18 protein-coding genes and 1 riboswitch are annotated in these 21,884 nt (G+C 38.5%); of the genes, 4 read left to right on the top strand and 14 right to left on the bottom strand.

The window, feature by feature from the left end; genetic code table 11:
* Positions 1-49: 49 nt before the first annotated feature.
* Positions 50-778, top strand: a complete 729-nt coding sequence (locus V7659_RS05825; RefSeq protein WP_335538760.1) for a UTRA domain-containing protein — start codon at positions 50-52, stop codon at positions 776-778.
* A 54-nt stretch (positions 779-832) separates the two neighbouring features.
* On the opposite strand, the gene V7659_RS05820 is transcribed toward V7659_RS05825, so the two are convergent.
* The 8 genes from V7659_RS05820 to V7659_RS05785 all read right to left on the bottom strand — a co-directional run bounded on the left by V7659_RS05820 (position 833) and on the right by V7659_RS05785 (position 10,025).
* Complete coding sequence (locus V7659_RS05820; RefSeq protein WP_335538758.1) at positions 833-1,654, bottom strand: PfkB family carbohydrate kinase; 822 nt, start codon at positions 1,652-1,654, stop codon at positions 833-835.
* Between the two features lie 15 nt (positions 1,655-1,669).
* Entirely contained in the window at positions 1,670-2,563 is an 894-nt protein-coding gene (locus tag V7659_RS05815; protein ID WP_420491334.1) for a carbohydrate ABC transporter permease, read from the bottom strand.
* Positions 2,556-3,437, bottom strand: a complete 882-nt coding sequence (locus tag V7659_RS05810; protein WP_335538755.1) for a carbohydrate ABC transporter permease — start codon at positions 3,435-3,437, stop codon at positions 2,556-2,558. Before V7659_RS05810 ends, V7659_RS05815 begins: the two co-directional genes overlap by 8 nt.
* 78 nt (positions 3,438-3,515) lie before the next feature.
* Positions 3,516-4,805, bottom strand: coding sequence for an ABC transporter substrate-binding protein (locus V7659_RS05805; RefSeq protein ID WP_335538753.1), 1,290 nt, complete (start codon positions 4,803-4,805; stop codon positions 3,516-3,518).
* Between the two features lie 66 nt (positions 4,806-4,871).
* Positions 4,872-5,861, bottom strand: a complete 990-nt coding sequence (locus tag V7659_RS05800; RefSeq protein WP_335538751.1) for an SIS domain-containing protein — start codon at positions 5,859-5,861, stop codon at positions 4,872-4,874.
* A gap of 474 nt (positions 5,862-6,335) precedes the next feature.
* Complete coding sequence (locus V7659_RS05795) at positions 6,336-7,340, bottom strand: ABC transporter permease (protein WP_335538749.1); 1,005 nt, start codon at positions 7,338-7,340, stop codon at positions 6,336-6,338.
* A gap of 1 nt (position 7,341) precedes the next feature.
* Positions 7,342-8,844, bottom strand: coding sequence for a sugar ABC transporter ATP-binding protein (locus tag V7659_RS05790; protein WP_335538748.1), 1,503 nt, complete (start codon positions 8,842-8,844; stop codon positions 7,342-7,344).
* A 71-nt stretch (positions 8,845-8,915) separates the two neighbouring features.
* A complete protein-coding gene (locus V7659_RS05785) occupies positions 8,916-10,025 on the bottom strand; it encodes a sugar ABC transporter substrate-binding protein (protein ID WP_335538746.1) in 1,110 nt (369 codons plus the stop codon).
* 127 nt (positions 10,026-10,152) lie between these two features.
* Positions 10,153-10,260: riboswitch (SAM riboswitch) on the bottom strand.
* Positions 10,261-10,494: 234 nt separating this feature from the next.
* Here V7659_RS05785 and V7659_RS05780 point away from each other — a divergent pair.
* A complete protein-coding gene (locus V7659_RS05780) occupies positions 10,495-11,709 on the top strand; it encodes an MFS transporter (RefSeq protein WP_335538744.1) in 1,215 nt (404 codons plus the stop codon).
* A 48-nt stretch (positions 11,710-11,757) separates the two neighbouring features.
* Here the strand turns inward: V7659_RS05780 and yfkAB are convergent, their stop codons facing one another.
* Positions 11,758-12,879: a radical SAM/CxCxxxxC motif protein YfkAB gene (gene yfkAB / locus V7659_RS05775; protein ID WP_335538742.1), complete on the bottom strand. Its 1,122-nt coding sequence runs from the start codon at positions 12,877-12,879 to the stop codon at positions 11,758-11,760.
* Between the two features lie 214 nt (positions 12,880-13,093).
* Here yfkAB and V7659_RS05770 point away from each other — a divergent pair, with 214 nt between their 5' ends.
* A complete protein-coding gene (locus V7659_RS05770) occupies positions 13,094-13,894 on the top strand; it encodes a formate/nitrite transporter family protein (protein WP_335538740.1) in 801 nt (266 codons plus the stop codon).
* Positions 13,895-14,254: 360 nt separating this feature from the next.
* On the opposite strand, the gene V7659_RS05765 is transcribed toward V7659_RS05770, so the two are convergent.
* The 5 genes from V7659_RS05765 to recQ all read right to left on the bottom strand — a co-directional run bounded on the left by V7659_RS05765 (position 14,255) and on the right by recQ (position 21,253).
* Positions 14,255-14,836, bottom strand: a complete 582-nt coding sequence (locus V7659_RS05765; protein ID WP_335538738.1) for a TetR/AcrR family transcriptional regulator — start codon at positions 14,834-14,836, stop codon at positions 14,255-14,257.
* A 125-nt stretch (positions 14,837-14,961) separates the two neighbouring features.
* Positions 14,962-16,578 (bottom strand): amidohydrolase, encoded by a 1,617-nt coding sequence (locus tag V7659_RS05760; RefSeq protein ID WP_335538736.1) that lies wholly within the window; start codon positions 16,576-16,578, stop codon positions 14,962-14,964.
* A 22-nt stretch (positions 16,579-16,600) separates the two neighbouring features.
* On the bottom strand, positions 16,601-17,956 hold the full coding sequence (locus tag V7659_RS05755) for an APC family permease (protein WP_335538734.1): 1,356 nt from the start codon (positions 17,954-17,956) through the stop codon (positions 16,601-16,603).
* A gap of 32 nt (positions 17,957-17,988) precedes the next feature.
* Complete coding sequence (gene speB, locus V7659_RS05750; protein WP_335538732.1) at positions 17,989-18,927, bottom strand: agmatinase; 939 nt, start codon at positions 18,925-18,927, stop codon at positions 17,989-17,991.
* A 184-nt stretch (positions 18,928-19,111) separates the two neighbouring features.
* A complete protein-coding gene (gene recQ / locus V7659_RS05745; RefSeq protein WP_420491704.1) occupies positions 19,112-21,253 on the bottom strand; it encodes a DNA helicase RecQ in 2,142 nt (713 codons plus the stop codon).
* A gap of 179 nt (positions 21,254-21,432) precedes the next feature.
* Here recQ and V7659_RS05740 point away from each other — a divergent pair.
* A partial coding sequence (locus V7659_RS05740; RefSeq protein ID WP_335538728.1) for an HAD family hydrolase occupies positions 21,433-21,884 on the top strand: 452 nt, incomplete at its 3' end.

Here is a 21,884-nt window from a genome sequence, read left to right as displayed (position 1 = left end):
TTATATAATATTATATAATGACCTACTGTCTTGAAAGGAATATAACAAAATGAAATTAAACAACTCCAGTTCAACACCTTTATATGACCAGTTAAAACAAATTCTAAAGGAAGCCATTGATCAAGGGGAATATAAATCAGGAGATAGACTGCCTAATGAATCGGAATTATGCGATTTGTACGGTGTCAGCCGAATTACCGTAAGAAGAGCGATTCAAGATTTAGCTGATGAAGGTTTTTTAGAGCGAAAGCAAGGTAAGGGAACATTTGTAACAAGAACCAAAATCACAAGGGAATTGGTTTCTATTGATGGATTCACAGATTTCAGTAAGCAAATTGGAAAAAACCCATCCAAGCGGATTCTTGCTTGTGAAGAGATGAAAGCAACTCCGGAAATTGCCGAAGCACTACAAATCGGCATTGATTCTCCTGTTTTAAAGTTGGTCAGGATCATGTCGATTGATCAACAGCCATTTGTACTCGATATAGCCCATTACTCGTTAGAACGTTTTCCCAACTTAATAACACATTTCACCGAACATGAATCAACATATGAAGTGTTGAAAAGTATTTACGACATCAATATAAAATCTGGTTCCAGTAAAAAAATTATTACGGTCATCCCAGCTTCTGTATTGGAGGCAGAATATTTGGATTGTGAAATCGGGGAAACATTATTCAATATTGATAAAACGGTTTTCGATGAAAAAGGAGCCCCAATTCATCTTTCAAATTTTAAGACTCCAACAAAAATGATTGCACTTACAATAACTACCTAAAAAAAGAAAAGGAATGCAGGGCCTTTAACTAAAGCCCCTGCATTCCTTTTTCAACTAAAAAGTTAACTGTTTTCCATGCCCAAATGCTCCATTTACTTCACATGTTCTTGCAGCAATTTGTGCAGCAGCCTTTAATGATTCTTCAATAGGCACAGCATTAAAGTAATTGGTTAAAAATCCAGCGATGAACGAATCCCCTGCCCCTAATGTATCAATGACATTTGCTTCTTCAATTCCCTGTTGGTAACTTTTATTATTATGTGACATGACTACACCCTTGGAACCTCTAGTGATAATGATAAACGGTGTTCCGAGTCCATGGATTTTAAGAAATAGCTCTTCTAGTTCAACTTCTGTAAAATCACTTCCTGAAATAAATGCAAATTGGATATGCGGGCAAACCTTTTCTAGTAGTTCATTTGTAAAATGGTTAGAGAAATCATAAGAAATCGGTAAATACTGTTTAAGAAGAGGCAATTCTTCATCTAAATGACTATATAGACTTGTATGTACTAAATCAAACGATTTAATATATTCATAGTCATCCGCCGCTAAATTCAGCTTGAGTTTAGCTTGTACCCCACCTTTATTTGATTTGACAAAGATTCGGTCTCCATCCACATTTAGGTCAACATAGGCTTTTCCGCTTTCACCAACCGCTCTTCTAACATGACTGGTATCTACTAAGTTCTTGGTTAAAGAATCTAAGATATGGTCACCTTCAACATCCGTTCCAACAATCCCAATAAAAGCAGCGGTCTCCGCTCCACTTTGTTTGGCTAAAACCGCAACATTTAAAGCATTTCCACCAGGAAACATTTCGTTCCGATCCTGGTAAATGTCAACAACACTATCACCTATTCCAATAATCTTCATTATTCCCTCTCCTCCTTATCCTTTGACACTACCCGATGATAATCCTCGAATAAAATACTTCTGCATGAACATAAATAAGAGAATAATCGGCAAAGCGGAAATCATTAAGCCTGCCATCAGAACTCCCCAATTGGTTTGAAGTGCATCTCGGAATTGCATCAATCCTGCAGGAATGGTTTTCAGCGCATCCGAATCCACAAAGATTAAGGCAAACATAAACTCGTTCCAGGTATAATACGCAGTTAGCACAACCGCCGTAAGTAGAATTGGCTTATTTAAAGGAACAAAGATTTTTGTAAAAATGGACCATGTATTACAACCATCCAGAAAGGCGGATTCTTCCAGCTCTTTAGGTACCTCAAGAAAAGCAGCACGGATCAGAAGGATCGTAATGGGAATTCGATAGGCTACATAGGGAAAGATCATCGCAAAATACGTATCATGAATTCCTAATAATTGAATGAGTTTGTATAGAGGTACTAAACTTACTTGCGGGGAGAGCATCATTCCGCCCATGCAGAACACTAATAGAATATTCTTCCCTTTAAATTCAAACCTCGATAAACTATAAGCGCCAAGTGCACTAATTAATACTGTTAGAAAGCAGGTAGTAGCTGTAACAATTAAACTATTAACAAAATAGCCAGATATCCCTGTGTTCCATGCCTCTGTATAATTAGAAAACATCCATTCCTTAGGTAGTGCCCAACTGCTGGAGAAGATCTCTGAAGTTGATTTAAATGAGTTAATTACCATCCAAAAAAGCGGATAAGCTATAACCACAAAATATAGAATCAGGATTGTAAAGATTGGCAGTCCTTTAACAACATTCTTTTGCTTCCTATATTTAGATGTAATTGGAATCGAATGATGGTAGTCCATTACTTTGCTTGTCTCCACTCTAAACATCCTTTCCTGTTTTGAATACTTTCAACTGAACCAAGGATACAATTAAGGTAATAATCAAAATCACGGTAGCCACAGCCGATGCATAACCCATTTGGTCTTTACCGAAAGCTGAATGGTAAAGTAATGTTCCTAAGACTTCACTAGAATTTCCAGGTCCGCCGCCTGTCAAAATATACGGCTCATTAAACACCGTGAAAGCACCAGTTAACGTAATTAGTGTAGTAACAAAGAACATTTCTTTTACTTGAGGAACAGTAATTGAAAAGAATTTTCTGATTTTACCAGCTCCATCAATATCAGCGGCCTCATACAATTCTTGAGGGATATTTTGGATGGCTACAATAAATAACATCATAATGTAACCAATACTTTGCCATTGAGACACAGCGATCACAGCGAAAATCGCCGTTTCAGATTCTCCCAGCCAAGCTCTTGCTAAATTTTCAAGACCTAACATATTTAATAGCCCATTTAGGATTCCGATATCTGGATTATAAACAAACGTAAACAGTAAAGCGATAACCGTCATTGATATGACAACTGGAAGGAAAAATACGGTTCGAAACAATCCACTTACGATCCTGATTAATTTATCTTCAAGGATCGCTGCTAGAATCAGTCCGCCAAACACTTGAAATATAATAGAAATCAATGCATACCAGAGATTATTTTTTAACGCTATATAAAAAACTTCATCTTTAAAAAGATTAAGGAAATTTTCGAATCCAACAAAAGTCTTTTCTACTGAAAAAGCTGAGAAATCATAGAAACTATAAAAAAAGTTTTCAACAATCGGATAGTAAACAAAAAGGGCCAAAAAGATTAAGCAAGGTGCAATATAAAGGTATGGTAACCACTTGTTTGTATTTTGCATAATAACTCCCCTTTTTTTTTAAAAGGCGTATCTTTGGAAAAAAGGTGGTCAACTTGCAACCACCTTTCTGGCTTCCTATTATTTTGCAGACGCCTTCACTTCTTTTGCTGCTGCTCTGACATCTTTCATTACATCTTCTGGACTTTTCTTTCCGTCTAACATTAGCTGAGTCCCATTTAAATAAGCATCGACGATTTTAATATCTACTGCTGTATCAAACCATAAGTACGTTTGCTCAGCATTAACAATTAAATTGATTGCATCTTGTTGAAGTTTAGATGCATTCGCTTCAGTTGTTGTGCCTTTAACTGCACTGTATTCACTAACTTCTTTTAATTGTTCTGTACCTTTTTCCTTTGAAGTTAAGAATTTTACAAATTCCATGGCTTCTTTCGGATGCTTTGTTTTAGAAGAAATCATGATTCCTTCTGGTGCTGCAGTGATGGAATTGGCATTACCCTCGCCGCCTTCTACACCTGGTACATTAAATACACCTAAATCTTCTTTTAACGATGGTTCAATTAACCCAATTTCTGCAAGTTGGAAGAAACCAATTGCTGCTTTACCACTATTAAATAACTCACGTGAATATTCATGGTCGACAGAGTTTACACCTTTATTGAAGTAAGGCTTAAGCTCCATGAACTTTTCTAAAGCCTTTACGTATCCTGGGTGTGAGAAGTCACCCTCAGGATTTTTTGGATCATAATCTTTATCAATAACGTCCTGCGGTACCATTAATTGATTCAATGTTCCAATATAATGGGAAATCGTCCAAGGTGCTTTACTGCCGAAAGTGATTGGAGTCAATCCAGCGGCCTTTACCTTTTTAGAGACATCGAGTAGTTCAGACCATGTTGTCGGAACTTCTAGATTTAAATCTTTGAAAATTTTCTTATTATAAAAGAATGCTTTACCATCAGTTGACCATGGAATCCCATAAATCTTGCCATCTAAAGTGAAGGCATTGAACTGAGAAGCGATGATTTGATCTGACCACGCTTTATCTTCATTAACATAGTTTGTTAAATCAAGCGATTGTCCTTGACGTGCAAAGTTATAAGCAAATTCTCCACTCCAAGAAAAGTAAACATCTGGAGGGGTGCTTGATCCTAAAACGACACGAATCTTTTCTTTATAAGAATCGTTTAATACGGCTTCTGTTTTAATTTTAATGTTTGGATGTGCCTTCTCAAACTCTTTTACTGCCTTTTCAAAGTATTGCTTTTTAGGTTGATTCGGCCAGCGGTGGAAGAATTTAAGCTCGACGACATCTTTTCCATTCGTTGAACTAGAACTCTTAGAACAGCCAGCAAAAAAGGATAGAAAAAGGATAGAAATAATACTTAAAATCAATAACTTCTTCATTAAGTTTCCCCTCCAGAAGAGATCCGTTTCTATGATTTATGCAGTGTATTTATTATTTCAATTTGATTAGTATTCAACTGTCCACATATATCTTCTTTTTGATAGCGGATGGTTTCGGGCTTCAGCCAACTGATCCGCATATTTTCTTAAAACATAATTTAAGACTAACGGAGCAATATATCCTTGGACTTCCTCTGCCACTCCTGTGAAATCAAAGTCTTTTGCATCAAGGACAACCAATTTCTTTCCATAACGCTTAGAGAATTCTAGTGCTCTTTCTTCTAAATGTCTTGTTTCGTCCAAGCCAAGCAGGATAATGAAAGGTGTTTCTTCATCAATAATTTCAAATGGTCCGTGGAAGTATTCCCCAGCATGAATGGCGTGTGAGTGAACCCATTGCATTTCCATCAGGATACAAATTGCATAAGAGTAGGCAACACCATAATTTGCTCCGCTCGCCATCGTATAGATAATTTTTTCATCTTTATATTGTTGTCCGAATGCTTCAGCTTTTGATTGATAGAGTGCTGCTGCTTTTTCGTAAACATTTTGTAAGTTCTCAAGACTTTCTTCTACTAAACTAACTTTTTCATTATTTTCAACCACTTTTAGTACACCAAATACTAGTTGATATAGTACTGAATAATTAGTTGTGAAAGCGTTTGCTTTTTCACCCCATTGGTACTTCAATACAACATCAGAAGCTTGTGCCAATGGTGACGCTTCCTCATTGGTTAAAGAAACAGCCAATGCCCCTTTCGATCTAGCAAATTTTGCTGCCTCTACTGTTTCTGGAGTGGTTCCTGAGTGTGAGCATAATACAACTAGAGAATTGCTTCCAAGTTTTGCATGATTGCGATGGATAAATTCATTTGCACTATACAGGTGGGAATCAAGAACCTTTGCTTCACGGTCAATGACATACTTGCTTGGATACATAATTGCAGAAGATCCACCGCATGCTACGAAGAATACGTTTGAAATCTGTCTTTTTTCCACTTCTGCTAAAGCTTGTTTCACTTGATTTTTAACGTCAACTACTAATTCAGTCGTCATTTTTGTTGCCTCCCTGATAAAATATTTTAGTGAATGAACACCAGTAAACCCTTCAAACAATATACAACTTTATATAACGTTATATGTTGTTATATATAAAATACTATATCTTTAGACTCTAGTCAATGAAATTTTCAGAAAAATGAAACGACATTTCTCGACAAAGAACCACCTCCGTCATCGAAGGTGGCCCGTATTATTCATTATGATGACAACTTTCGCTAGTTTTTCAAAGGGAAATGATCTTCATCTCCTTTATGATGACAATTTTTTCTAGTTTTCAAAAGAAATTTGGTCTTCATCGCCTTTATGATGACAACTTCCGCTAGTTTTTCAAAAGGATTTTGGTCCTCATTGCCCTTATGATGGCAATTTCTTTGGTTTTTAAAAAAAAGATTGGTCTTCATCTTCCTTCTTGGTTTCAAAAAAAATAAGACCTATCCACAATGTGAATAGGTCTCAAATTTTGTTCTATTATTTTTGTTTATAGTAAGTAATCGCTAATGCAAAGGCCAAAACAGTTCCTTTAACAATATCCATCGCATAATACGGCACTGACATCATGACGAGTCCGTTTTGCAGAATCCCAATCAGGACGGCTCCTACAAATGTTCCAAATGCATTGGCCTTCCCAGCTCCCAGTACAGAAAAGCCAATATATGCTGCGGCCACTGAGTCCATTAAGTAAGGAGCACCAGAGTTAATTTCTGATGTTAACACCCTTGAAGCCAGTACAATCCCGCCAATAGAAGCAAACAATGCCGAAAGTAGGTACGCAGCCACTTTATACTTATTGACAGGAATCCCTGATAGTCGGGCCGCTTCTTTATTTCCACCAATCACATACATATAGCGCCCATGTTTTGTATAATTCAAAAAGATATGCACAAGAATCACCGTGATTGCCATAATAATGATGATCCATGGAACCTCACCGATTTTTGTAAAAAATGGACTGATTAGACCTGTTGCCATTGAGCCGTCAGGCATAACCATATTTTGTGAAACGGTTGCTCCTTTTGTATAGGTCAGTGCCGTCCCTTGGATGATGAACATGGTTGCCAATGTCATCAGCATGTCTGGAATTCTTAACTTCACGATCATAAATGAGTTTAAGGCACCGACAACCAACGATGCCGCAATGGCAGAAATGATTGCTACCAGTGTGTTTTGTGAAAACCAAACAAACATCGAAATGACAATAGCGTTTGATAAGGAAGCGACCGACCCTACCGATAAATCAAAACCATCTACGGACAAAGATATGGTAATCCCAATAGCAATGATTGTTACAATTGAGATGGAACGTAAGATATTAATGATATTGCTGCCTTGAATAAAGGTAGGATTGGCAACTGAAAAGATAATAATAAGTGCAAGAATCGTAATAATCGTCCCATACTTATATAAAAAGTGGAATAACTCAAAGACTTTTTTGGCAGGGGCTTCCTGCTTTTTTGCTGCGATATTTACTTCCATTCTATCTGCCCCCTGTTGAATAAAATAATAATTCTTCTTCGTTGGTTAGATTTGTTTCAACTTCCTTAACGGACTTTCCATCATATAAAACATACACTCGATCGGTAATCCCAATAATCTCCGAAAGTTCGGAAGAAGCATAAATAATGGCTTTGCCTCTGTTGGCCAACTCGTTAATTAACTCAAAGATATCCTTCTTTGCTCCCACATCGACACCTTTAGTTGGTTCATCAAAAATATACACATCAGCCTCAGCTACAAGCCATTTTCCAATTGCCACCTTCTGCTGGTTTCCTCCGGAGAGATTCTGAACTTTTGTTTCTTCTGAAGGTGTTTTAATACCTAGTCGGCGGACCAGTTGCTTAGCAGTCTCTTTTTCCTTTTTACGATTTAAAAAGCTAAACACCTTTGTGAAATCCCCTAAATTCGCCGCCGTTAAATTGGTTTCAACAGATTCCAGTACAAGAATTCCTTCTTTTCTCCGTTCTTCCGGAACTAGAGCAATTCCTTTCTTGACTGCATCATATGGGCTTTTTAATTTTAATGTGTGCCCATTAAGAATGACCTCACCTGCCGCTAGTTTTTCGGAACCAAATAACGCTTTGCACAATTCTGTTTTTCCAGCCCCGACCAGCCCAGCAATTCCAATGATTTCACCTGCTTTTACATGAATATGTAAATCCTTTATTTTTCCTTGATCAGATAAACCATTCACTTCCAGGACCGTATTTCCAATATGATTGTTCTTAACGGGGAACTGTTCTTCCAATTTTTGGCCCAACATATACTCAACCACTTTGTCAGATGTGGTATCAACAATCTTCTTTTTTGCAACAAATTCACCGTTCCTCATGACGGTCACTTCATCACAGATTTCAAAAATCTCTGGCAAGCGATGGGAAATAAAGATTACACCTACATTTTTTTCTTTTAAATCACGAACAATCCTAAATAATTCGGTCGTTTCGGTATGACTCAAGGGTGCAGTCGGCTCATCTAAGATGAGAAATTTACATTGATTTGAAACCGCCCTTGCGATTAAAATCATTTGTTTTTCTGCTAATGTTAACTCACTGACAAGCTTCTTCGTTGAAAGGGAAATATTCATATTCGCTAATATTTCCGCTGCTTTTTGATGAAGGTTCTTCCATTTCATCCATTGCTTTCTCCCCATGTTGTGGACGGTATCGAGCAGCAAAATATTTTCAGCAACCGTTAAATAAGGAATGAGTGCGGTATCTACCTCTTGATAAACAATTTGTATTCCAGCGTCCTGTGCATTTTTCGGTGAACGAATCTTCAGATTTTGCCCATCGAACCAGATTTCACCGGTATAGTGGTCATAAGCACCGGAGAGAACCTTCATTAATGTTGATTTCCCTGCGCCATTTGCTCCAATCAAGGCTTGAATTTCCCCAGTTTTCATTGAAAAATCAACTTGATTCAGTGCTTTCACCCCCGGAAATTCTATCGAGATGTCCTTCATCTCCAATGTTGCGCTCATTAAATTCCACCTCCGTAAGCAAACACTCTCTTAATCTATTGAAAAAGAGAGTGTCTAGTTGTAATCGACTATTATTTATAATTGTTCTTTAATGTCTTGATCCAATCCTCTTCAAATGCAGTCGATTGGCCCCAGCCTGGGATAATTTTTGCAAGGTTCACCATGTTTACAGGGTCTTTAGACTTTTGAAGAATATCTTGTGAAACAAGTGATGCTTCTAAATCAAAGGTCTGAGGTGTTTCTTCACCTGCAAGTTTCTTCGCAAGGATCCTCATATCTACAGCACCGATTAGTTTAGGATCGACCGCCGCTGTATTTGTCCATGCACTGCCTTTTCTTTGTATTTCTTGCAGATCCGCGTTGGAAACATCAATACCATAGATTTTCACTTCTTCACGGCCTGCTTCTTTCAGCGCACGCGCTGCTCCAATAGCAAAAGCATCCCAAGTTGCAAAAATGGCATCCAGTTTTCCTTTTGGATATTTATTTAACATCGCTGCAACAGCATTCTGCGTTTGAACACTGGTATCTGCAGCTGCTACACCAAAGCGTTCCACTTCTTTAAGTCCAGGATTTTTTGAAAGCACATCTTGATAAACCTTATTACGTCTAACCATGGCAGGGAAACCGTCAACCCATAGATAGGCAATATTCGCTTTACCATTTGTATTCTTTACAAGTTGGTCGAGGGCCAATGTTGCTAACGCTTCATCATCCTGGGAAGTGAGTGTTACTCCTTCGACATTCGCTATATTCGGATTGGAATCAAATGTAACAACACTTTTTCCTTTTTCAACAATCTTTTTTACATCATTAACAGTTGCCTCATCATCACCATGAGAAATGATAAATCCATCATAATCTTGGTCTAACGCTTGGTTAATGGCATCATGGAACTTTGCCGTGTCACCATTTGCTGTAAACACGTCCACTTTAAAGCCTAGGGCTTCTCCCTCTTCTTTAGCACCAGCTAAGAATTGAGCAGTATGATCGTCTCCGCCAATTTTACGAATAACTTTAATTTTCAGTTGGTCCCCATTCGTAAATTTTTCTGGTACCCCTTCAAGCGTAACCTTTTTACCGCTTGCTTGTTTTGTTTCTTCCCCTGATGCACAGCCAGTCAGTAAAAGTGTGGCTGCCAAAGCTGATACAAGCGTACTTTTTAAGATATTTCTCTTCATTTTAAAAACTCCCCCTTTTTGATCCTTATCAAAATTCCATTACTCCTATTGGAGAAGTTGGTTTTTATAAAAATAAAAAACCTCTCCGGAAAAGAGAGGTTTCATCACAAATTAAAGGACTACTCCTCTCTTATCTTTCAAAACAAAAAATTGTTTTGCAGGATTTAGCACCAATTCCAAATGGAACGGTTGCTGGGCGTCATCGGGCCAGTCCCTCTGCCACTCTTGATAAGAGAACGTATTATGCTGTTTAGTAATAAAATTGATTTTAGTCTCCTATTAACAAGTTGTCAATAGTGTTTTGAATATTTTTAATAAAGTTATTTTTCTCCATCTGGCAAGGTCACTGAATATTAGCAGTGATTTTTCCCAACTTAATTGATAGGATATTCCTTTATCATTATCAGAAATTTCGGTATGATAATATTTAGAAAACCGAAATATATTTCAGAAAGAAGTGTTATTTATAATGACTCAAGAGATACGTGCAAAACGTAATTTAATCATCATGTGGTTTGCGAACTTCTTTGTTGCCGGTAGTATGACGATGGTTATGCCGTTTATCTCGTTGTACATTGAGACATTTGGAGACTTCTCGGAAAAATATGTCCAACATTGGTCTGGAATCACGTTTGGAATTACGTTTGTTTCTGCCTTTGCCTTCTCGCCGATTTGGGGTCGAGTAGGAGATCGCTATGGAAGAAAAAAGATTCTAATCATTTGCGGATTAGGGATGGGCTTCTCCATTTTTCTTATGGGTTATGTCCATTCTGTTTGGCAGCTGCTGCTCCTTCGTTTTTGTATGGGTTTCTTTTCAGGCTTTATTCCGATGTCACAGGCTTTTATTTCTACACAAACACCACAGGAGATTGCTGGACGAGTACTTGGAACCTTGCAAACAGGCAGTATTACAGGGTCTTTATTAGGACCGATGCTGGGTGGAATCCTTGCTGATTCTCTTGGTTACTCTACAACGTTTAAGTGGACATCCATATCGATTTTCATATCCGCCCTGCTCGTCATCGGCACAAAGGAATTTATGATGGAAGTTAAAAAAGGAACTAAAGCCCATTATTCAAGTAGAGAAGTAGTTATACATATTTTACGAAATCCGATCTTATTAACTGTTCTCCTCATCTCTGCCCTTGTACAGGTCGCCCATTTCAGCATCCAGCCAATTTTATCGTTATTCGTTAGCGACCTGCATGGACCGGCAAATGTTGCCTTTTATTCAGGAATTGCCTTTTCTGCTGCCGGACTTGGCAATTTATTAATGTCCCGTAATTGGGGAAAGATTGCCGATAAGTATGGCTATATTAAAATCCTAATCATTCTTCTTTTTCTAGCAGGGATCGTCTACCTGCCAGGTGCTGCGGTCACTAATTTTTGGCAGCTTGTAATCATCCGAATTGCTCTTGGTGTCACGATTGGTGGAATTATTCCTGTCAGGGTTGCCTACATTCGTCAGGAAGCACCGCTTACCATGCAAGGCGAAGTTCTCGGCTACAATACGAGTTTAAGATTTCTAGGAAATATCATCGGACCAATGCTGGGTGGATTTATCTCTGGATACTTTGGATTCTCAGCAGTTTTTATCTGCACCAGTGCATTATTGATACTAAGTGGGATCATCCTGTTTGTTTCCATGCATCGCCATCCAAAACTAGTCAAACACACCATTTAATCCGTTGACTACACACAAAAAAAGGCCCTTGTCCAGGGCCTTTTCATTTTAGTTTCTTATAATTTTATTTTCTTGACTAATAAAATCTACCTCTTGATAATAACTATTCTTCACTAAAATATTGGGACCAAGACATTTGACCGCTGGGCAATGACAACCTAAATCCTTGGCTATAGAGGATGCCTGCCAAGCTTGATATGCATTTAATAGATTTGTAGTTTGGATGTTGCCTAGTGCTGGTGTATCCCCAAAATCAGTCACAATAATATCTCCGTTAAAAATATTCACATTCAATCGCGAACGGCCATCCGGGTCATTCCTGACGGTAACATTTTTACTTTTATACAAACGTTGTAAAAGAGCTTGATCCTCTTGAATATCGCTGCAGGCATAAAATGGAAGCGTCCCAAACAACATCCACACCTTTTCATCCCTGACATCCAGTAAGTGATGAATCGCTTCCCGAATTTCACTTAATGATAAGGTTTCAAGATTACTAGCAAAGTCACTTGGGTACATGGGATGAATTTCATGACGCTGACAAAGCATTTCATCGACAATCTGACGATGAATTTTCTCTAAATGAGGGAGTGTGCGCTTGTTTAACATCGTTTCAGCAGATACCATCACCCCTGCTTTAACTAATTCTCTGCTATTTTCTATCATTCTTTTAAAATATTTTTCCCGTTGTTCATATTCTGGCTTCCGTTCCATTCGGGCAAAACCGCCCTCAACAAAATCGTCGATTGTCCCCCAGTTATGTGAAATATGTAAAACATCTAAATAAGGAACGATTAGTTCATAACGGTCAAGTTCAAGGGTCAAATTGGAATTAATCTGGGTCCGAACGCCGCGCTCATGAGCATATTTTAAAATCGGGACCACATAATTTTTAACAGAGGATAAGGACAGCATTGGTTCTCCTCCGGTAATGCTAAGTGAGCGTAAAGTTGGGATTTCATCTAACCTTTGAATTAATAGTTCAAGTGGAAGCGCCTGCGGGTCCTTTGTCTGAAGTGTATAGCCTACCGCACAATGTTCACAGCGCATATTACAAAGCGTTGTAGTGGTAAATTCGATATTGGTGAGCTGAGGCTTACCATATTGCTCGATATCTAAATAGGCTTCCCATGGATCATATAAAGGGGTAATTTTTTTCAATGTCGACATAATATCTCCTTAAAATCAGTCTTCAAAAAACCTCTCTATTATAGCTGATTTCCGGATGTTTTTGCTATTTTCAACCATTACAAAAGTTTATGAATGAAAAAATATAATTATTCTAAGCTTGTTTGATGAAAAATTTCCCTATTAATACATAACTGCCCCCTTTTCGATAAAAAATAAACGGATATTATTTAATCGGATTGGTGGGAATATCAATATGGAAATGCAGCCTTTAGGAGAAGCAGAGAAACTCGCCCTAAAAAAGATGAAAATCTTTCGGCAAAGCATACTTCGTTATATTTTACGTGCGATGCTTGCAAGTATGTTTATTGGTTTTGGTGTCATCGTAGCCTTTAAAACAGGGAACTTCTTCTATATTGTGGATAACCCACTCGCCTATCCGATGGCGGCACTTACCTTCGGAGCAGCGATCATTTTAATTGCCTATGGCGGTGGGGATTTGTTTACCGGAAATACCTTTTATTACACCTATGCCGCACTTCGCAAGAAGATGACCTGGACAGATGTCTTTAAGCTATGGGTTTGCAGTTACGGAGGAAATATTCTCGGAGCTGCAGTTTTTGCTTTTATTATTTTTACGACAGGACTTTATGAAAGTTCAGAGGTTAACGGCTTTTTACTCCATGTTGTCGAGATAAAAATGCAGGTCCCAACGACGGAGCTATTCTTCCGGGCGATTCTATGTAATTGGCTTGTCTGTATGGCCTTCTTTCTTCCAATGGGCTTGAAAGGGGATGGACCGAAGATGTTTACCATGATGCTGTTTGTCTTTTGTTTCTTTATTTCCGGTTATGAACATAGCATCGCTAATATGTGTACGTTTGCGATTGCCTTAGTTTTAAATCATCCTGGAACAATTTCTTGGGGCGGTGTCATCCACAATTTAGTGCCTGTCACGATTGGGAATATGATTGGCGGCGCTGTTTTTATGGCCATGATGTACTATTATGCAAACAAACCATTCTTAGATGAATACGACAAAGAACAGGGCAACTAAGCTTCAATATGCCCTGTTCCTTTTATATTAAATGGGATATCGACAAATTCCCGGGGAAATATCAACAATATAACAAGGATATCGACAATAATTAAGAATATTCTAAAAATAAAAAAACAATATTGTATTCTAACTTACTAACCACCATGATTTATAAGCCAATCAACAATCAAAAATGGTGCTGATAACGATCAGGATGAAATAATTGGAAATCAAAAGGATCATTTGCATGGACAATCAATAAATATGGGATTTAGATTCTGATATAATAGATAAGGCCTAACATGCAGCAACATGTCAGACCTAACAATAAACGATTCACTCTAAGAGGGTCGACTTTGGGCAGTGTAATCCAGATATCTAGTCATTCTTTAATCCATACCAAAAGTTCTTCCAAATATTCGAAATCCTTGGGATCATCTTTTCAGCACCATAATAGGAAAATTCAATAAAGATTCCATCGATTAAACAATAAAAGGACATGATGAAATCTTCTATGTTCCCTTTGCGAATTTCCCCACATTCCATTCCCACTTTCATGGTCTTTCTTAAAATTTGGGACATTTTCTCTTCCGCATCCATAAACTGGTTTTGTATTTTTTCCTTCAAACCCTCTGGAGCGAAGAAGTTTGCCCTGTTCAGAAAAGTGGACTGCTCCTTGTAATCAAGATAATACTGACATGTAAGCATTAGAATTTGATAAAGCTGTTCGTTGGAAGGCTCGTCTTTAATCTCCTCCATTAGCTTCTCGATTTTATGAAAATGAACCCATAATATATCCTCGTAAATCTTTAGGAAAATCTCTTCTTTACTTTTAAAATGATTATAAATGGATGGTTTTTGAATACCCACTGCCTTTGCAATGTCAGTCAATGTGGTTCCTTCATATCCATTTTTCGCAAAAAGCGTCATTGCCGCCTTCAGAATCTTATCCTTTGTCATCTGAATATCCCCCAAAACTACCTATCATTCACTAAATTATATAATGAATTTCCAGATAAGTCTAAAAGCACCACTAAAAAAAGCCCTGTTTTCAAAAACAGGGCTTTTTCAACATATTATTATATTTATATAAGGACCTGCTGACCGGAGTAAACAATTTTCCCATCGCTTACCGTCAATTGAACTTTTGTATTTACTATTTCTTCCGGAGGAATCTCAAATAGGTTTCGATCTAGCACAACTAAATCGGCCAGCTTCCCTTCTTCTATGGTTCCCAATTCATGTTCCCTGAATGTTCCAAATGCGGAACCCAAAGTATATGCTTTAATGGCATCCGAAACGGAGATTCGTTCATCTGGATTCCAAATTTCCTTACCGCTGCTGTCAATTCGGGTTACTGCCCGGTAGATCTGCCGTAAAGGATCTAAGGAATCAATAGGAAAATCCGTACCGAAAGCTAATTTGGCTCCAGCATTTTTTAAACTATTAATCACAAACACATATTTTTCACGTTGTTGACCAATCCGTTCGGTATAGGTATCCCTTTCAGATAAGGCAAAGTGACCAGGCTGCATCGAAGCAATCACATTTAGCTCTGCAAAACGGGAGATATCTTCAGGATGAATCACTTCAATATGTTCAATCGAATGCCTCGAATCCTGCTTGCCATTCTTGTGTTGGGCATTTTCATAAGCATCAAGTGCAAAACGGATGGCTGCGTCACCTATCGCATGAAAACGAATGCTAAATCCGTGACGGTCGGCTTCCTCTACCCATTGAAACATCTCCTCGAAGCTATGTGCAGGCATCCCGGAAGTATCAGGCTTGTCTGCATATGGGGCAAGTAAATATGCCGTTCGGCTTGTGATAACCCCATCAATAAACTGTTTAAGTCCTGCTACGCGCAATTTACTGGATTGATATTTTTCACGTAAATTGATAGCTTCTTCTATTTCTCCATTAAGGGCTGGAAAAAGATGCATCCGTACCGTTAGTTCATCTGAAGATTCAAATTCACGAAAAAGCTCAAAGTCATCCAGTTTGCTTAATGTTTCTGTCCCATATAAATTGTTTACTGAGGTTACACCAAACCGGGCCGCCTCATGTAAGAAATTTTGAAATAACTGTTTCTTTTTCTCTTTAGAGAAATCATAGGCATACTTAGTAATAAGTGAACTTGCTTCTTCAATTAGAATTCCTGAAAGTTCGCCATTTACATCTTTCTCAATGATTCCGTTAGGAGGGTTGGGGGTATGCTTATCGATGGATGCCATCTCTAATGCTCTTGTATTCACCCATGTATAATGCCCCTCTGCATGGAAAAGAACAACAGGTTGGTCCGGAAATGCCTGATCTAAAGAAAACCAATTGGGAAACTTTTTATCATCCCAGTAGCTAGAATCCCACATAAAACCAATAATCCACTCTCCCGTTCCTTTAGTGGCAGCATATTGTTTAACCATTTCAACTGCTTCTCGTTCTGAACGCGCCTCAAATAGGTTAAGACTTTCGAGTGCAAGACCTCCCATCATGGCATGGACGTGAAAATCATGAAAACCTGGAATGATTAGTTGATTCTCATAGTTATAGACTAAAGTTTTTTCGTCAATAAAGGATTCCATTTCTTCAATAGATGTAACTGCGATAATTCGATTCTCTGAGATGGCGACGGCTGCTGGTTTTGGTACCTCTTCTAACCCAGTAAACACCGCCTTGCTAGTTAAAACAAGATTCGCTTTCATATCAATCTCCAATCTTTATTATTTATACTGACATATCAATCTGTGATTCATCGAAGTCTAACTCAGGCGGCTTCTGACGGAAAAACTTGGTTAAATTAACAAGATAACTAAAGCCGATGAGCAGCCAAAGGCTACCTAATACCATCGAATGGATGTCCAGTTTCAACCAAAATAGGGCCGTGATAGATGCGCCGAACAACGGAATAACAAAATAGGATAGGATATCCTTTAACTTCCGCTGTTTTTTCCTGCCAACAAAATGAACGATCACGGAAAGATTCACAAAGGTAAAGGCCAACAGGGCACCATAGTTAATGAAAGCAGCTGCTGTATTTAAATCCAAAAATAGCGCTGACAAGGCAATGAAAGCAATAATAATGATATTAAAGACAGGGGTTCTGTATTTTGGTGATAAATAACCAAAAATTCTATTCGGTAAAATGTTTTCCCTGCCCATTGCGTATAGAACCCTGGAACCGCTTCCACCTGATGCAACAGCCGATGCAATGGAAGCCGTAATGGTCACACTAAGGAAGAAGGCATTTAAAAAATTGCCTCCAGCATAAAGTAGAATATCAACTGCCGCTGATTCCGGGTCTTTAAAGGACGAAACATCTGGATAAATTGATTGGGCAAAGTAGGAAGTTGCAACAAATAGGATACCGCCTATTAATGTAATCAGGTAAATGGCTCGCGGCAATGTCCTCTTCGGATCTTTCGTTTCTTCGGCTAATGTTGTCACGGCATCAAAGCCTAAAAAGCTAAAGCAAAGCAGTGGAACAATTGATAAAATGCTAGAAAACTGAACATTAGCATCAAAAAATGGCGTAATTGACAATAAATCTCCGGTTCCCTTTCCATTGATAAGCCCCTTTACACTTAAAATGCAAAAGATAATAATGAAAAGGATCTGAAAAGCAAGCAAAATGGCACTTATATTGGTCGCAAGCTTAATTCCCAGAATATTTATGACCGTAATGACGACAATGAAACTTATGATACAAACCGGAATTGGGATCATGGGTAAATAAGCGTTTACAAAAATACCGAATAGCAAAGCACTAATCATGGGGCTCAGTAAATAATCCAGCAAAATCACCCATCCGACAAGAAATCCGATGGATGGATTGATTCCTTTTTGGACATAGGTATAGGCCGAACCAGTTGTTGGAAATTCTTTGACCATTTTCCCGTAGCTGTAGGCTGTCAGTAACATAACACCCAATGAAATAATATATGCTGTAGGAATCATGCCATGTGTGCTTCCTATTGCAATCCCATAGGTTGTAAATACTGTAATCGGGGCCATAAAGGAAAGACCAAACAAAATAACATGTCCTAAGGAAAGTGATCGTTTCAGCCCAAGAGATTTATTCATCCATATACCAACCCTCTCAAGTTATGAATATTTTAATTACCTTTTTTGATTTTCAAGGCTGCTAAACTAGCAAAATCATGGACCAATGTTGCTGCCAGCAATGAGGTAATTTGTGCAGGGTCATAGGATGGCAATACCTCGACTAAATCAAACCCGATAAAATTGAAGTCTGTCAAGGAGCGAACCATTTTCAAGGTTTCAAGACTATTATAGCCGCCAACTTCAAGTGTTCCGGTTCCAGGTGCACAAGATGGATCGACAAAATCTATATCGAAGGTTAAGAAACATGGTGTGTCAGCGATTACCTCCTTCATTTCCCGTAGGATATCAGCAAATCCTCGTTCATGAATCTCAGGAGTGGTAATGACATGGTACCCCAATTCATAACTGGCCTCTAAATCACCTGGATGGTTCAAAGTCCCTCTAATGCCGATTTGGAATACTTTATTCGGAATCAATAACCCTTCCTCATAGGCACGAATAAACGGCGAACCATGCCAATATTTTTCTTCATAATAGGTATCCCATGTATCTGTATGGGAATCAAAATGGATCATCGCCACAGGTCCGTACTTTTTCGCCGCCGCGCGTAGATTTGCCAATGTTACGGAATGATCGCCTCCTAATCCGATTGGAATAATATTTTGGTTCATTAATTCAAACATCGCATCTTCAATCAATTTATAGCTGCGATGGATGTTATGAGGAATAATAGAAACATCTCCAATGTCAATCGCACTTGTATCCTCCAATGGATAGACCTTATGAATGGGATGATAAGGAAATAGTGTCATGGATGCCTGACGAATGGCTTGTGGTGCAAAACGAGCGCCCACACGGAAAGAAGCAGCCGTATCAAATGGCATCCCGACTATGGCTAATTTGGCATTTTCCCTCGAAGATGGCAGTCGCATAAACGTTCCTGTTGTACAAAATTCTGGTTTTACATCATCCGATAAAGGATATTTCATGATCATTTGTCTCCTTAGTTTTTAATGCTAACTACCGGTAGTTAGTTTAATTAAATTATAAAAGTAGTTTTCATAATAGTCAAATAATTTCTGAGATTTGTTGCCAATTAAAATTAAAAGCAGCCCTTAGGCTGCTTTCTTCCGAAAAATAGACTTTTATCACAACTGATGTGTGCCCCTTGTTTTATTGATCGTTTTTCTTTTTGCTAATAAAATAAACATAGGCTTTGATCATAAAATAGCTTACTTCCTCTGGAAGCCGTTCCTTAATTGGTTTGAGACGATCCCGGCCAGCTTCTGCCAAGGCATTTTCCAAAAGCTGCATATATTCAGTCGGAATATACTTCGTAAAATCAACCTCTAAACCATGTTGTGCACTTTGAAGCAAATGATTTTCTACCGTGCTTACCGCCAAATCCCGCTGTTCGGCAATTTTCTCAATTGATAAATTTTCCTGATGCAATTTTAATGTCTCTAAATGTGAATCAGTTACCCCAGTTTTCTTGGCAGGCTTCTTTGGTGCTTTCTCAACAGGTACCAACTCACTCTGATAGTTTGAATTGGTTTCACAAAAGGTCCGGATCGCTTGAATAAATTCTAGACCATATTTTTTTAACTTTAGTTCTCCCACGCCGCTCACCTGTAAAAATTCTTCCGTTGTCTTAGGCAGCTTGGCACACATATCCTTTAGGGAAGCATCCGAAAAAATCACAAACGGCGGAACTTTTTCTGAGTCAGCAATTTGCTTTCGTACTTCTCTTAATACTTCAAATAATGGGTCATCTTTGGCAACTTGTTTTACTTGAACAGTTTCGCGGCGATGGACCTGCTGCTTACCTAGAAGGATATCCTTTCCTTTTGGCGAAACGAACAAGGTAGGAAATTGTCCTTGTTCGATTGCTATTAACTCCTGTGATATCAAAAATTCTATAAAGTCACTGACATCCTTTGAACTTCTGTCCTTCATGATTCCATAGGTCGGCAGTCTATCAAAACCCATTTCGGTTACTTTTTTATTTTTCGATCCAGTTAACACTTGGGCCGTAATTGTTTTTCCGAAGCGCTGCCCCATCCGGATGACGCATGACATCACCATTTGTGCTTCCTTGGTTACATCGTTGCTTGTTCTAGTATCCAAGCAGTTCCCGCATCTACCGCAAGGCTCTGTTTCCGTCTCGCCAAAATATTTTAAAATATATTCCTGCAGGCAGTTTTCTGTATGGCAATAATCGACCATTTGCTGAAGCTTTTCTAACTCTTGGGTCATTCGGCTCCGATCACTAGACTGATCAATCAAAAAACGTTGTATTTGGACATCCTGTGAGGAATGGAGCAGAATACACTCACTTTTCAGACCATCCCTGCCGGCACGGCCTGCTTCCTGATAATAACTCTCCATATTTTTAGGCTGCTGGAAGTGAATCACATAGCGGATATTGGATTTATCTATCCCCATCCCAAACGCTGAGGTCGCAACCATCACCGTTGCATCATCTGCTAAAAATCGTTCCTGCTCCCGGTTCCGCTCCACATCACCCATCCCGGCATGATAACGTGCGGCCTTTATATTAGCTTTTATAAGTCTTTCATAGAGTTGGTCAACATTCTTGCGGGTGGCTGCATAGATAATGCCTGCTTCTTTGTCATTCTTTTTTAGATAGTCTTTAATAAACCTGTCCCGATCCTGACCCTTAATAACCGTAAAGGATAAATTTTCCCGCTCAAATCCAGTAATAATTGTATTCTCTTCATCAATTCCTAATAAATCGCAAATATCTTCCCGAACCTTTGGTGTTGCTGTAGCAGTAAGAGCTAATACCATGGGTCTTTGAGGAAGGCTATTAATTAACTCTTGAATATGGCGGTAGCTTGGTCGAAAATCATGGCCCCATTGCGAGATACAGTGTGCCTCGTCCACGGCAACTAATGGTATGTCCATGCTGTACAAGTCTTCAAGGAAATCTTGTGATTCCAATCGTTCAGGTGCAAGATATAAAAGCTTGTATTTTCCTGATACGGCTTCTTGCATGCGCTTATTAGCTTCTCCGTAACTTAACGAACTATTGATAAATGTAGCGGGAATACCGACCTGAATGAGGGCATCTACCTGATCCTTCATTAATGAAATTAGTGGGGAGATAACAATCGTGGTACCCGGTAAGACAAGTGCAGGAATCTGATAACAGATGGATTTCCCGCCACCCGTTGGCATGACAGTGATGGTATTTTTACCAGATAAAACGGAACGAATGGCTTGCTCTTGGCCTGTCCTAAAGGAGCTATAACCGAAGTGTGACTCAAGTAATGGCAATGCATTTTCAAACAACATTTTTTCCTCCTTTCATTATTTCATCTTACTCTATTATACTGCTAGTCATGCGATTTTTAAAAAGCATTTATGATATAAAAATAAGTAAATCTTTGCTAAATTTGCGACAAAAATAGGAAATTTATTTATAATCAAACTACTAAATAACTTAGTGAATCACTAGAATGGAGGAGACCATGGCCATTAAAGCTGTGATTTTTGATTTTGATGGAACAATTATTGATACGGAGACGATTTGGTTTCAGGTATTTGAGGAATTGTTAAAAGAGAAATTCAATATTGATTTGCCGTTAGAGGAGTTTGCGAAAAGTATCGGGACGACTGATGAAGCTTTTTTTCAATACATTGAAGTTCAGACAGGGATGAAGATTGATGAGAAGGAAATAAATCAATTAGCGAGGGAACGTTTTTTAGAAAAAAGGGGAATTTTAGAAGTGCGTGAAGGTGTTGTCGAAAAATTAGAGGAGGCAAAGGAGCTTGGTTACCGAATTGGACTCGCCTCTAGTTCCTCGAGAGAATGGGTAGAAGGATTCCTAAGACAGTTTAATCTTTGGGAATATTTCTCTGTGGTTAAAACCAGAGAAGACGTAGTTAAAGTTAAACCCGACCCTGCGCTATATCTAAAGGC

It is taken from the genome of Neobacillus drentensis, from assembly GCF_036966985.1.
In the GTDB taxonomy this organism is placed as follows: Bacteria; Bacillota; Bacilli; order Bacillales; family Cytobacillaceae; genus Neobacillus; species Neobacillus drentensis_E.
Note: the sequence above shows the minus strand (reverse complement) of the source record. Positions and strands in the feature narration are given on the sequence as shown.

Bases quoted from the DNA above. Each gene is read 5' to 3' on its own strand.
- V7659_RS05825 (WP_335538760.1), top strand. From the start codon at position 50: ATGAAATTAAACAACTCCAGTTCAACACCTTTATATGACCAGTTAAAA.
- V7659_RS05820 (WP_335538758.1), bottom strand. From the start codon at position 1,654: ATGAAGATTATTGGAATAGGTGATAGTGTTGTTGACATTTACCAGGAT.
- V7659_RS05815 (WP_420491334.1), bottom strand. From the start codon at position 2,563: ATGTTTAGAGTGGAGACAAGCAAAGTAATGGACTACCATCATTCGATT.
- V7659_RS05810 (WP_335538755.1), bottom strand. From the start codon at position 3,437: ATGCAAAATACAAACAAGTGGTTACCATACCTTTATATTGCACCTTGC.
- V7659_RS05805 (WP_335538753.1), bottom strand. From the start codon at position 4,805: ATGAAGAAGTTATTGATTTTAAGTATTATTTCTATCCTTTTTCTATCC.
- V7659_RS05800 (WP_335538751.1), bottom strand. From the start codon at position 5,861: ATGACGACTGAATTAGTAGTTGACGTTAAAAATCAAGTGAAACAAGCT.
- V7659_RS05795 (WP_335538749.1), bottom strand. From the start codon at position 7,340: ATGGAAGTAAATATCGCAGCAAAAAAGCAGGAAGCCCCTGCCAAAAAA.
- V7659_RS05790 (WP_335538748.1), bottom strand. From the start codon at position 8,844: ATGAGCGCAACATTGGAGATGAAGGACATCTCGATAGAATTTCCGGGG.
- V7659_RS05785 (WP_335538746.1), bottom strand. From the start codon at position 10,025: ATGAAGAGAAATATCTTAAAAAGTACGCTTGTATCAGCTTTGGCAGCC.
- V7659_RS05780 (WP_335538744.1), top strand. From the start codon at position 10,495: ATGACTCAAGAGATACGTGCAAAACGTAATTTAATCATCATGTGGTTT.
- yfkAB (WP_335538742.1), bottom strand. From the start codon at position 12,879: ATGTCGACATTGAAAAAAATTACCCCTTTATATGATCCATGGGAAGCC.
- V7659_RS05770 (WP_335538740.1), top strand. From the start codon at position 13,094: ATGGAAATGCAGCCTTTAGGAGAAGCAGAGAAACTCGCCCTAAAAAAG.
- V7659_RS05765 (WP_335538738.1), bottom strand. From the start codon at position 14,836: ATGACAAAGGATAAGATTCTGAAGGCGGCAATGACGCTTTTTGCGAAA.
- V7659_RS05760 (WP_335538736.1), bottom strand. From the start codon at position 16,578: ATGAAAGCGAATCTTGTTTTAACTAGCAAGGCGGTGTTTACTGGGTTA.
- V7659_RS05755 (WP_335538734.1), bottom strand. From the start codon at position 17,956: ATGAATAAATCTCTTGGGCTGAAACGATCACTTTCCTTAGGACATGTT.
- speB (WP_335538732.1), bottom strand. From the start codon at position 18,927: ATGAAATATCCTTTATCGGATGATGTAAAACCAGAATTTTGTACAACA.